The following is a 12,500-nucleotide window of genomic DNA, read 5'->3' on the forward strand; positions in this document are numbered from 1 at the left end:
AAAATATAAATATATTTGTATTTTTCAAAATGAACGATAATTAAAATAATCTGAAATCATCTAGCAACCATTTGCACATGGTTTACTTATATTTAGTCAATGAAACTACCCCGTACATGATAATTCTCATGTTATTCATACAAAAGTTTGTTTTCATCATCTAAATTAAGGGATTATTTACTATAAAACATTTAATCAAGAATTAGAATCTTAGGAGGAACTATATAATGGCAGTATTTAAAGTATTTTATCAACATAACAAAGACGAAGTGATTGTACGTGAATCAACTCAAACAATTTATGTTGAAGCAGAAACAGAAGAACAAGTAAGAAGATATTTAAAGGAACGTAATTATAATATTGAATTTATTACAAAATTAGAGGGCGCACATTTAGAGTATGAAAAACAATCAGATCATTTCAATGTGGAGAAAGCTGAATAATGAAGCAAATTCATAAAAATGAAGTTGCGGTATACGCGCTTGGAGGCCTAGGTGAAATTGGTAAAAACACTTATGCCGTGGAATATCAAGATGAAATTGTAATCATCGATGCTGGTATTAAATTCCCAGATGATAACCTTTTAGGTATTGATTATGTAATTCCTGATATTACCTATTTAGAACAGAACCAAGACAAAATTGTCGGTCTGTTTATTACTCACGGTCATGAAGATCATATAGGTGGTGTGCCCTACCTACTTAAACAAATCAATGTACCTATATACGGTGGCCCATTAGCCTTAGGTTTAATCCGAAACAAATTAGAAGAGCATCATTTATTACGAACTACTGAGCTCATTGAAATCGATGAAAGTAGTGTAATCAAATCAAAGCATTTTGAAGTGTCATTCTATTTAACAACGCACAGTATCCCAGAAGCTTACGGTGTAATTGTCAATACGCCTGAAGGTAATATTGTTCACACAGGTGACTTTAAATTCGACTTTACTCCCGTTGGAGAACCAGCAAATATTGCAAAAATGGCAAGACTTGGTGAAGAAGGCGTACTGTGTTTATTATCCGATTCAACAAACTCATTAGTACCTGACTTTACGTTAAGCGAACGTGAAGTTGGCCAAAATGTTGAAAAGATTTTCCGAAATTGTTCAGGCCGTATTATATTTGCAACATTCGCTTCTAATATTTATCGCGTTCAACAAGCAGTTGAAGCAGCAATTAAATATAATAGAAAAATTGTTACATTTGGTCGTTCTATGGAAAATAACATCAAAATCGGTATGGAACTTGGCTATATTAAAGCACCACCAGAAACATTTGTTGAACCTAATAAAATAAATAGTATTCCTAAACATGAATTATTAATTTTATGTACTGGTTCTCAAGGTGAACCTATGGCAGCTTTATCAAGAATCGCAAACGGCACTCACAAACAAATTAAAATCATTCCAGATGATACAGTTGTCTTCAGTTCATCACCTATCCCAGGTAACACTAAGAGTATTAACCGTACGATTAATGCATTATACCGTGCAGGTGCAGAAGTCATTCATCATAAAGTGTCGAATATTCATACTTCAGGTCACGGTTCACAAGGTGATCAACAATTAATGTTACGATTAATTCGACCAAAATTCTTCTTACCTATTCATGGTGAATACCGTATGCTAAAAGCGCATGGTCAAACTGGTATTGATTGTGGTGTAGATCCAGACAATGTATTTATCTTTGAAATTGGTGATGTATTAGCACTAACTAAAGATTCTGCAAGAAAAGCTGGACGTATTCCATCAGGAAATGTACTCGTTGATGGTAGCGGTATTGGTGATATCGGCAATGTTGTAATTAGAGATAGAAAATTATTATCTGAAGAAGGTTTAGTAATCGTTGTTGTTAGTATTGATTTCAACACTAATACTTTACATTCAGGTCCTGATATTATTTCACGTGGTTTTGTGTATATGCGTGAATCAGGTCAATTAATATATGATGCACAACGTCGAATAAAAACTGATGTCATTTCAAAATTGAACCAAAACCCAGAAATACAATGGCATCAAATCAAGTCTTCAATTATCGAAACTTTACAACCTTACTTATATGAAAAAACAGCACGTAAACCAATGATTTTACCTGTTATCATGAAAGTTAACGAAGATGGTCAAACACCACCGCCAAGTAAACCAAAAGCGAAAGCAAATAAATCAAACAAACAAAATACAACTAAGAAAAATAATAATCAATCAGAGAAACAACAAGCTAAGTCAACAAAAGTTGCTAAATCACCAAAGAAACCTAAAGCACCTAGAAAGCCTAAACAGCAAAACACAGAATCAGCAACTACGGACGAAAAATAAACGTATCATCGAAATGGTTTCGATGAACATAAAAGACAGTATCTATTACATTGTAATAGATACTGTCTTTTTCATTATTGTTAGTTGATTGTACTATCTTAAATCTCATTCATATAAAGCCGAGTGTCAGGACAAGCTGAAGACTACAGGCTGAAGCTGGCCCCTAGGAAAGCGAGTCATTTATACTAATATTAAACACCCATTCATTTTACATCAAATTAACCCTCAAAGATATTTAATTATTATATATATAAACGGACCAATCCACATTAATGGATTAGTCCGTTTTGATATCATAAATTAACACTTACCTCTAGTATGAATCACATTACTTTAACGAACGACTTTCTTTTCAAAACGACTCAAATCGTTATCATGGCCAATCATAATTAATATATCTCCTATTTCAACACTTAAATTCGGATCTGGAGATACTAAAATTTCTCGACCTCTTTTGATAGCAATGATACTAATACCAAACTGTGCACGAATATCGAGTTGTATAATCGTCTGCCCTGCCATCTTTTCACTAGCTTTAATTTCAACAATAGAATGTTCATCAGCAAGTTCTAAATAATCAAGTACACTAGCACTTGCAACATTATGTGCGATACGTCTACCCATATCACGTTCTGGGTGTACAACCGTATCTGCACCAATTTTGTTTAAAATTTTAGCATGATAATCATTTTGCGCCTTGGCTGTTACTTTTTTAACACCTAATTCTTTCAAGATCAATGTCGTCAAAGTACTAGATTGAATATTTTCACCTATAGCGACAATTACATGATCAAAGTTTCTTATACCTAAGCTTTTCATTACTGCTTCATCTGTAGTATCAGCAACTACAGCATGCGTAGCAATATCACTGTATTCGTTCACACGTGCTTCATTTGAATCAATCGCCATTACATCCATATCAAGTGCATTTAATTCTCTAACTATACTGCCACCGAATCGACCTAAGCCAATTACCACATATTCTTTATCCATATGCGTCCTCCAATTTAAAAATCGAGGCCATAAGCAGTTTGTTAACTATAAAACTTAGATAACAAATACTGCCTACACCTCTTTAATTAAAACTGTTATTTTTTGCCTTCGACATATTCTTTGTCAAAAACAAATAATTTCATTATTAATATTAACGATGGGATTAATAAAAGTAAAGCAAAAATAAATGCAGTGATTAACGTTATTGCCATACTTGGATTAGTCACGCCATGTTTAATATGAATATATGGGGTTAATATATATGGCAATTTACTTGCACCGTATCCAAAGAATGCGAATCCCATTTGCAACATGACAAAGATAAATGCTACACCGTGTCCTTTTTTTAGATATGTTAAAATCATTGCACCTATAAAGAAGATTAAGCTCAATAAGAACATCCACCAATAATTTGTGACTGCATTCATAAAGTGTGTCTCATTTTGCACTCTTAAAGATAAGAATACAAATATCGAAATCGCAATCATCGGCGGCCCCCAGAATAAGAACCAATATCTAAGTAAACGATATGCTTCAGTATCTCGCGCTCTTGCAGCATAAAATGTTAAGAATCCAGAAGAAATATACAATACCGAAATGACTGCTAAAAATACCACTGCCCATGCATATGGACTTAACAATAATTCCACCCAATTCAAATCGATGTTACCGGCATGCTCTTTAATAAAGCCACCTTCTGAAATTGTTAATGTCGTAGCTAATGCGGCGGGTATAAATAAACCAGCAATTCCATATAAAGCTAACCACGGTAATTTCGTATCTGGACCATAATTTTCAAATGCATAAAAGCTACCTCTAATTGAAATCAAAATAACAGCAATAGAGGCTGGCAGTAATAGCACTGAACCGAAATATTTCGCAGTGTCTGGGAAAAATCCTACCATTCCAACAAAGAAGAAAACGAAGAATACATTCGTTACTTCCCAAACAGGATTTAAGTATCTTGCAATTAAATGATTTATCTTTTTATCTTGTTTCGTTACTTTCGCGTGTAATGTAAAGAATCCTGCCCCAAAGTCAATAGAGGCAACAATAATATAGCAAAATAAGAAAAACCATAGTACTGTGATTCCTATATATGCAAATATCATGATAAATCACCTCTTTCTTGCTTTAGTTTTTCAACGTCTTTATAAGCAGGCTTATGTTTAAACATCCTAATTAATACATAAGACGAAGTAACAATAAGAACGATATATAAGAGTGCGAATAATACCGTAACTAACGTTAATCCACCAGCTTGAGTTGCTGCGTCTGCAACCTTAAGATAGCCTCTAACCATCCATGGTTGGCGTCCTTGTTCTGTTAAGAACCAACCAAATTCTATCGCTAATAATGCTGCTGGCCCCGTTAATAACGCACCATATAACATAGCTTTGGAGTAAGTGAATTTCTTCAATTTTTTAAAGACTAATGTCATTACATAGGCACCTGAAACAACCATACAGAACACACCCATAAATACCATCAAATCAAAGTAGTAATGTACTATCATAGGTGGTCTTAATTCTTTCGGGAACTCATCTAAGCCTTTCACCTTTGTATTAAAGTTATTATCTGCTAAAAAGCTTAATACGCCTGGAATTTTAATAGCACCCGAAACTTCTTGTGTTTTTTCGTCTAAAGTACCAAATAACACTAGATCTGCCTTAGACTCAGTATCAAAATGCCACTCATAGGCAGCAAGCTTCTCAGGCTGTTCTTTGTGAAGAAACTTAGCTGACATATCTCCTGCTAACATTGAGCCTAATGTAAAAATTAACCCTAATATCATCGTAAGCTTAAGTGCCTTTTTATGATATTCGGTATCCTGAGCAAATTTATTCTTCAATAGTTTAAATGCTGCTACTGCAGCTAACACGAACGCCATTGTCATCAATGCTGTCGCTACAACATGGAATGAACGTACTAAGAATGAATCATTAAACATAGCTGCCCAAGGTTCCACATTAATCATTTTGCCATTTTTCATTTCAAATCCTGCAGGTGTATTCATAAATGAGTTAACTGCAGTGATAAAGAACGCTGAAAATGAACCACCTAAAATTACAGGTATACTAATCCAAAAGTGCGTCCATTTATTTTTAAATCGATCCCAAGTATATAAGTAAATACTCAAGAATATTGCTTCAAAGAAGAATGCAAAAGTTTCCATAAATAATGGTAATGCAATTACGTGACCACCCATTTGCATAAATGTAGGCCACAATAGAGATAGCTGTAAACCAATAATTGTACCTGTCACAACACCGACAGCTACAGTAATGGTATAACCTTTTGACCAACGTTTTGCTAAAGTTATATATTTAGGATCATTATTTCTAATACCTAAAAATTCAGCAATTGCAAACATAAGCGGCATTCCCACACCGATTGTCGCAAAAATTATGTGCACTGCAAGCGTCATTGCAGTTAGAAATCTTGCTAATTCAACTGAATCCATATTATCACCTTTTACTTTTATTTGTGACAAAAATCACAACTTCCATCCATTATAAACCCGTTATATAATTTTTGAAATTATTTCTAACTATAAATTAGTGACAAATTGATGACTATAAGCATATAAATTACACACTTGATAAATATAATAAACTCTCTTATATTAATATAAGTGGATTCAAGAAAGGATGTCTTCAAATGAAAAGTGTCATAATTTATACACAGAATGACTGCCCTCCATGTACTTTTATTAAAAGTTACCTAACTGACAAAGGTGTGGCTTTCGAAGAAAAAAATGTTGCGAATGCACAATATAGAAATGAAATGATGGAATATGATGCATTTGCGACACCTTTTATACTCATTGATGATGAACCAATGTATCAAATTGATATGGAAAAAATTAATCGTACATTAGATATTGAAGCGTAATGAATCTTATTGAAAAAATATAATCATTTTGTACATATCTACCCTTTTTTATAAAAGTTAAATTAATTTTTCCAATCCAATGATGATTGACTGATGTTAAATATAAATAGAGGCAACGTTTCAGCATAATTGAAACGTTGCCTCTATTTATATTAATAAAAAAAGAATTGGCCAATTAACTCGACCAATCCTCCTACTATTTTATATGTTTTCATATGGATCGTTAGAAATTATATTTCTTTGCCCAATCCATAATTATTAGCATTATTTTGCATATTGATTAACTAATGTAGTAACTTCTTCAGTAGTTGCACAATTAATTGCTCTATCTGCTAATTCTTCCATTTCATTTTGACTTAAGCCTTTGATTTGACGACGCGCTTTAAGAATCGATGTCGCACTCATTGAGAACTCATCTAAACCTAAACCTAATAACAATGGAATTGCTATCTCATCTCCAGCCATTTCGCCACACATACCTGTCCATTTACCTTCTTTATGAGAAGCTTCAATAACTTGTTTAACTAAACGTAAAATTGAAGGATTATATGGTTGATACAAGTATGATACACGTTCTGACATTCTATCTGCAGCCATAGTGTATTGAATTAAATCATTTGTACCGATACTAAAGAAGTCAACCTCTTTAGCAAATACATCAGCTAAAGCTGCTGTAGAAGGAATTTCTACCATGATACCTAATTCGATATCATCAGATACTTCAACACCTTCTTGTGTTAAATTGTCCTTCTCTTCAAGAAGTAATGCTTTGGCATCACGGAACTCTTGAATTGTAGCAACCATTGGGAACATGATATTTAACTTACCGAATGCAGATGCGCGTAATAATGCACGCAATTGCGGTCTGAAAATATCAGGTTGATCCAAGCATAAACGTATCGCACGATATCCTAAGAATGGATTCATTTCTTCAGGTAAGTTTAAATATGGTAGCTCTTTATCGCCACCAATATCTAACGTACGAACAACGACACGTTTGTCTTTCATTGTTTCTAATACTTTCTTGTAAGCTTCAAATTGCTCATCCTCAGAAGGCATTTCGTCTCTTCCCATATATAAGAACTCAGTACGATATAAACCAATACCTTCTGCACCATTTTCGATAACACCAGTTAAATCATCTGGTGTACCAATATTTGCTGCTAATTCGGCGTGCTTACCATCAATTGTTGTCGTTTCTTCATCGCGTAACTTTTGTAATTCTTTCTTATCTTCAAAGAAGCGTTCACGCTTATTTTGATAAGCAATCACTTCATCCTCAGTCGGATCAATAATTACCTCACCAGTTAAACCATCAACAATAATCATGTCGCCTTGTTTAACTTCTTGAGTAATTGATTTCGTACCAACAATCGCCGGGATTTCTAATGAACGGCTCATGATAGCAGAATGAGATGTTCTACCACCAATATTCGTTACAAATCCTTGCACAAACTCTTTGTTCAATTGAGCTGTGTCTGATGGTGTTAAATCATTCCCGATGATGACAACGCTTTCATCAATCATACTAGGATTTGGTAATTCAACTCCCAAAATATGTGCCAATACACGTTTAGAAACGTCTCTAATATCAGCAGCACGTTCTTTCATATACTCATTGTCCATTGATTCAAATATTGTGATGAATTGCCCTGTAACATCTGTTAGAGCTGTTGGAGCGTTAACTTGTTCGTTGTTAATCTTATCTTCAATCGGTTGAATTAATTCTGGATCATCTAAGACTAGTAGATGTGCATCAAAGATTGCTGCTTTATCAGCACCAAGGTTCTCTTCTGCATTATTTCTAATCTTAGTTAATTCAACTTTAGATGTATCGATAGCATTTCTGAACTTTTCAATTTCTGAATCGACATCTGTAACCTTTTCACTATTGAATGAAAGGTCTGGTTCTACTAATAAATATGCCTTGGCAATTGCTACACCATCAGATGCAGCAATACCATTAATATATTGTGACATATTAAGCAGTTAAACCTTCTTTAGATAAGATGTCTGTAATTGCAGAAATTGCATCAGCTTCATCGCTACCATCGGCATAGATTGTGATTTCCGCATCTTTACCTACACCTAAACTCATAACACCCATGATTGATTTCAAGTTAACTTTTTTACCATTATATTCTAATTGAATATCTGAATCGAATTTTGAAGCAGTTTGAACAAGCATAGTCGCTGGACGAGCGTGAATACCTGTTTCGTCAATAATTACATATGATTTTTGTTCCATAATATGATTTCTCCTTCGTATAGTTAGAATCGTTAGTTTATTATAAAACCTAGCATAGTTTTATATAATAACATTACCAAATTATAAATAGAAATTCAATTCGTTATTACCCTGATATGACAATAATCAGCAATAATTGAAGATTTTATGAAAACGCTCACGATTTAAAGTAATTCTTTAACTACTTTTTCACATTTTGCAATGTGTTCATCGCCTATTTTTTTCATAAAATAATAACTCACTGAAGCTGATATTGCTTGCCCTAAAATTGGGAACCATTTTGTTTGTTTCGCTAACACGCGTTTAGCTACATCACGAATGACTACTTTTAAGATAGCATCAGATATTTTCTTGCCAATAAATTGGCTCCCTTGTATAGCAGCTAGCGCATAGATACGTTCTCTAACACTATCTCCCATGCTATTAACTTGCTTATGGTCAAGGCCATATATTTTATTTACATCTTCTATAATATCTTTCATTAGTTTGATATCCACACCGAAGTCTAGCCCTGGAATAGGTACCACACTAACACTTGATGACAATAGCGATTTCTTTTTCACTAATGCTTGTGCGCGTTCACGTCTCTCATCTACCTCAAATAAATTAACAGGTAATTGATGTTTTTCTTTGATATCTTCTATATTTAAAACCTTATTTCCTACTTCTTTTGTAAATTTATTAGTAAATTTATTTTTCAAGCCCATCTTATACACTCCTTATAAAAAATGACCATATAAAATTTATACCCAAATTCACAAATTTTATAGTACTTTAACAAAAATTGCTTTCAAATATTTTGAAGGTTTATAATGTGCATGCGTTTTAAAATCTTTAGGTAAGCCCATTACGTCTTGTAGTTCATATGCTACACCAGCATTTTCCAAAGTTTCTTTAACTACTTTTTTAAAGGCTTTTAATGAAAAAGTACTATTGTTGGTACATAATAACATTGTGCCGTTTGGTGCTAAAATATCTAACGCTCCAAGAATCAATTTATCATAATCCTTTAATACTGAAAAAGTTTTCTTCTTATTTCTAGCGAAGCTAGGTGGATCAACAACAATTGTGTCGTAAAATAAATCATGCCTTTTCGCATAGCCATAAAAATCAAAAGTATCCATAACGTAAATATATTGTGATTTAGGATCAATGCCATTCAAACCAAAGTTCTCTTCAGTTAAAGGTCTAGAACGATTGGCTAAATCTACACTTGTCGTATTTTTGGCATTGTCTGCCGCAACAACTGAAAATGCTCCCGTATAACTAAACACATTAAGAATGTTGCGATTATCAGAATAGTGCTCTTTTAATTTTTTTCTTACTTCTTTTTGATCTAAAAATATTCCAGTCATTGGACCATCATCTAAATCTATATTATAAAAAGTAAAGTTTTCTTCGATTACAATTGGGAATTCTGGAGCTACTCCTTCTACAAAACCACCTATAATCTCAGCATCTTTGAAACGCATTTTTTCAAAAATAGAAGTATAATCAAACACTGTTTTTAATGCTTCTAATATTTGATACCTGAATTTATAAATGCCTTTAGAATACCATTGAATTAATAGATGACCATTATAGTTATCTATTGTCAATCCACCTATGCCATCACCTTCACCATTAAATAATCTAAAAGCATTTGTACCGTCTATATTATAGAAATAAGTTCTTTCTTCTTTTGCTAGTTCAAACAATCTTTCAAAAAATGGTATATTAATTTCTTCGTCTTGCTCATAACTTAATACCCAACCAAGTCCCTTATGTTGTCTTCCTACATATGCTGTAGCAATATAAATACCTTGATCGTTAACGATATAAAATAAATCCCCTTCTTTCAAATGGTCATGATCATATATATCATCCGCTTCGACTAATGGATATTGATTTAAATATTTTGTTTCTTTTCCTTTATTTAATGTGGCAGTTTTCATAATATTATGACAGCCTTTCTACTATTTAGTATGATTTTAATTTGCTTATCTATTCTATCATTTCATATACAGTGTTACATTAAAAATCTAATTATATCAGTACTTTTTAGTAATGTCAGATACCGTTACTCAACTTTACTTAAATACATAAAAAAACCTACCTTCCTAAATCATATAGGAAGATAGGTAACGTCTACTCACATCATACTTTAATCATTTGCAGGTTGTCGTAACTTAATCGTAAACGCAACAATGACTGCTATTAACATGATAAATAAAATCGGTGTAATGAATATTGATAATAACAATCCATGAACCATAATATTTACAAATTCTGTTAACAATTTAAAGAATAATATGCTTACCATAAACAATTGAAGATAATAGAATCTGCCGCGTAAGAAATTTGTAAGTGTCGTTAAAATATATACAATAATAATAATCATTAGTAAGAACAATGTTACCCATTCAATTACATATTGCGTCTGTGAAATTTCCCAGTCTCCTGACACAAATAATGAATTTCTATTATTGAATTCAATTAATGTAAAGAATAGTAATACCGCACCACATATAAGTTCTACATATGCGCGCTTTAACCATTTTGGTTTCTTCATCCAATTTGGAACATCATCCTCTTGAATATCAATTTTATTCTTCCATTTTTCGATAAACTTATCTTTCTTTTCTCTAGCCTTTTGAATATCCACACTTCTTCTTGTTTTACGTGTAAATTCTGTAGTTTTGTCTTGTAAATTTTTCCAATGTTCTTTAGTTTGATTTGATACCGAGTCTTTACTAGCTCTAGAAAGCTCTGGGGCTTCCTCACCCAATTCCTCTTTAGTTAAAGGCAGTGATCTTCTCAAGAATAAGAAGTTCCAAATTGCCATTTGACCTAACAACCACATTATTAAGAAAAATGTGTTAACACTAAGAATATCAACTGGGACAATCTCGTCACTATCAATTCTGCCATAAAGCACGATTTGCGTTAATAAATAACTAATACCATATGTGAAAATAATCCATAAATAATGGTACTTTCTATGATGCTTATTTAACTCATCCTTATACACAATGTAACCAATATGCACAGCAAAAGGAATGACAAAAATAATAGCAAAGAAACTATAAACTTGCGTCATTAAAATTAGTGTAATTAAGAAAAATAAAATTCCAATAACTAAAAAGAAGATTGAAATATCATAGTCATAACCTGTCGTTCTATACAGTGTCATACCTAATAATAGGACAACGACACCAAATAAAATAATGATTATGGCGCTTACTATTGGGAAGTTCCCTATATAGTTACTCATCACCCTAATTATTTCACTGAAAAAAGCATTAATAAAATCCCATACATTATGGATATGTAACTCTGGTTTACCTTTACCATTCAATTTATGAATTAAAGGTAAATTAACCAAAATGATGAGACCTGTGAAAAGCGAAACGATGCCTATGATATAGCTATATAGTATCTCGGCGTGTTTCTTTATAAAAGACATACCATTCACCTCAAAGTTATTATATATGAACATTTAGTTCTTGTCTTTAATAATCTAATAAATAAGTCTTTAGTATGATAGATTAGTTGTATTGTCAAAATTCCACATTACTAATGATATTAAACAATTATTTCATTAAATTCGTTAATTTTATTTTTTGTTTTAAAATTTAATGTAAAACACAGCACAATCAAGCTATGTTTATAGTTAATATTATGTGGTATACCATCTATATAATCAAACATCAATAAGGAGTGTCACATATGAGTAAAGAAGAATTAAACAAAAAAGCTGCTGAACAAGCAAAAGAAGCAGAAGAAAAATTAAAAGAACAAAAAGAGTCATCATCAGATGATGTAGAGGAAACTAAAAAGAATATTCAAGACACATTGGATTAATTTAAATAAACGTTTATAATGTCAAACATTATAAAGATTTAGGGTGATGCTTTATGCATCACCCTATTTATATGTCTATCAACCCTATTTAACACCAAAACTTCAGCTATACAAACACCAATTCATACGATTTATTAACTTGTTATTTACCCTTTTATTAAAAAAGTAACCTTGACATAATATTGAAAAAGTCATACATTATAA

General features: G+C 32.3%; 12 protein-coding genes. 4 read left to right on the forward strand and 8 right to left on the reverse strand.

Annotation, left to right across the window (positions count from 1 at the left end; genetic code table 11):
• The first annotated feature begins 227 nt into the window (after positions 1–227).
• Both ACY191_RS10860 and rnjA read left to right on the forward strand, forming a co-directional pair.
• Complete coding sequence (locus ACY191_RS10860; protein ID WP_042739000.1) at positions 228–443, forward strand: DNA-dependent RNA polymerase subunit epsilon; 216 nt, start codon at positions 228–230, stop codon at positions 441–443.
• On the forward strand, positions 443–2,317 hold the full coding sequence (rnjA, locus tag ACY191_RS10865; RefSeq protein ID WP_042739001.1) for a ribonuclease J1: 1,875 nt from the start codon (positions 443–445) through the stop codon (positions 2,315–2,317). Before ACY191_RS10860 ends, rnjA begins: the two co-directional genes overlap by 1 nt.
• Before the next feature lie 333 nt (positions 2,318–2,650).
• Here the strand turns inward: rnjA and ACY191_RS10870 are convergent, their stop codons facing one another.
• The 3 genes from ACY191_RS10870 to ACY191_RS10880 form a co-directional block, all read right to left on the reverse strand.
• The gene (locus ACY191_RS10870; RefSeq protein ID WP_042739002.1) at positions 2,651–3,310 is read right to left on the reverse strand and encodes a potassium channel family protein; all 660 of its coding nucleotides are present in this window, start codon (positions 3,308–3,310) and stop codon (positions 2,651–2,653) included.
• A gap of 95 nt (positions 3,311–3,405) precedes the next feature.
• Entirely contained in the window at positions 3,406–4,422 is a 1,017-nt protein-coding gene (locus ACY191_RS10875) for a cytochrome d ubiquinol oxidase subunit II (RefSeq protein ID WP_107527967.1), read from the reverse strand.
• Positions 4,419–5,774, reverse strand: a complete 1,356-nt coding sequence (locus tag ACY191_RS10880; RefSeq protein WP_042739904.1) for a cytochrome ubiquinol oxidase subunit I — start codon at positions 5,772–5,774, stop codon at positions 4,419–4,421. Before ACY191_RS10880 ends, ACY191_RS10875 begins: the two co-directional genes overlap by 4 nt.
• 197 nt (positions 5,775–5,971) lie before the next feature.
• Between ACY191_RS10880 and ACY191_RS10885 the strand changes: the two genes are divergently transcribed.
• Positions 5,972–6,205 (forward strand): glutaredoxin family protein, encoded by a 234-nt coding sequence (locus ACY191_RS10885; protein WP_042739890.1) that lies wholly within the window; start codon positions 5,972–5,974, stop codon positions 6,203–6,205.
• Positions 6,206–6,469: 264 nt separating this feature from the next.
• On the opposite strand, the gene ptsP is transcribed toward ACY191_RS10885, so the two are convergent.
• The 5 genes from ptsP to auxA form a co-directional block, all read right to left on the reverse strand.
• A complete protein-coding gene (gene ptsP, locus ACY191_RS10890; protein WP_042739889.1) occupies positions 6,470–8,185 on the reverse strand; it encodes a phosphoenolpyruvate--protein phosphotransferase in 1,716 nt (571 codons plus the stop codon).
• Position 8,186: 1 nt separating this feature from the next.
• The gene (locus ACY191_RS10895) at positions 8,187–8,453 is read right to left on the reverse strand and encodes a phosphocarrier protein HPr (RefSeq protein ID WP_042739888.1); all 267 of its coding nucleotides are present in this window, start codon (positions 8,451–8,453) and stop codon (positions 8,187–8,189) included.
• Positions 8,454–8,617: 164 nt separating this feature from the next.
• On the reverse strand, positions 8,618–9,160 hold the full coding sequence (locus tag ACY191_RS10900) for a hypothetical protein (RefSeq protein WP_042739887.1): 543 nt from the start codon (positions 9,158–9,160) through the stop codon (positions 8,618–8,620).
• Positions 9,161–9,217: 57 nt separating this feature from the next.
• Positions 9,218–10,387 (reverse strand): class I SAM-dependent rRNA methyltransferase, encoded by a 1,170-nt coding sequence (locus ACY191_RS10905; RefSeq protein WP_042739886.1) that lies wholly within the window; start codon positions 10,385–10,387, stop codon positions 9,218–9,220.
• Positions 10,388–10,596: 209 nt separating this feature from the next.
• On the reverse strand, positions 10,597–11,898 hold the full coding sequence (gene auxA / locus ACY191_RS10910; RefSeq protein ID WP_042739885.1) for a lipoteichoic acid stability factor AuxA: 1,302 nt from the start codon (positions 11,896–11,898) through the stop codon (positions 10,597–10,599).
• 263 nt (positions 11,899–12,161) lie between these two features.
• Here auxA and graF point away from each other — a divergent pair, with 263 nt between their 5' ends.
• The gene (graF, locus tag ACY191_RS10915; RefSeq protein WP_198643875.1) at positions 12,162–12,296 is read left to right on the forward strand and encodes a glycopeptide resistance-associated protein GraF; all 135 of its coding nucleotides are present in this window, start codon (positions 12,162–12,164) and stop codon (positions 12,294–12,296) included.
• Positions 12,297–12,500: the final 204 nt, after the last annotated feature.

This window comes from Staphylococcus sp. TCBT05, from assembly GCF_055179755.1.

Coding starts and splice junctions, on each gene's coding strand:
- graF (WP_198643875.1), top strand. CDS start 12,162: ATGAGTAAAGAAGAATTAAACAAAAAAGCTGCTGAACAAGCAAAAGAA.
- ACY191_RS10895 (WP_042739888.1), bottom strand. CDS start 8,453: ATGGAACAAAAATCATATGTAATTATTGACGAAACAGGTATTCACGCT.
- ACY191_RS10885 (WP_042739890.1), top strand. CDS start 5,972: ATGAAAAGTGTCATAATTTATACACAGAATGACTGCCCTCCATGTACT.
- rnjA (WP_042739001.1), top strand. CDS start 443: ATGAAGCAAATTCATAAAAATGAAGTTGCGGTATACGCGCTTGGAGGC.
- auxA (WP_042739885.1), bottom strand. CDS start 11,898: ATGTCTTTTATAAAGAAACACGCCGAGATACTATATAGCTATATCATA.
- ACY191_RS10900 (WP_042739887.1), bottom strand. CDS start 9,160: ATGGGCTTGAAAAATAAATTTACTAATAAATTTACAAAAGAAGTAGGA.
- ACY191_RS10880 (WP_042739904.1), bottom strand. CDS start 5,774: ATGGATTCAGTTGAATTAGCAAGATTTCTAACTGCAATGACGCTTGCA.
- ACY191_RS10905 (WP_042739886.1), bottom strand. CDS start 10,387: ATGAAAACTGCCACATTAAATAAAGGAAAAGAAACAAAATATTTAAAT.
- ptsP (WP_042739889.1), bottom strand. CDS start 8,185: ATGTCACAATATATTAATGGTATTGCTGCATCTGATGGTGTAGCAATT.
- ACY191_RS10875 (WP_107527967.1), bottom strand. CDS start 4,422: ATGATATTTGCATATATAGGAATCACAGTACTATGGTTTTTCTTATTT.
- ACY191_RS10870 (WP_042739002.1), bottom strand. CDS start 3,310: ATGGATAAAGAATATGTGGTAATTGGCTTAGGTCGATTCGGTGGCAGT.
- ACY191_RS10860 (WP_042739000.1), top strand. CDS start 228: ATGGCAGTATTTAAAGTATTTTATCAACATAACAAAGACGAAGTGATT.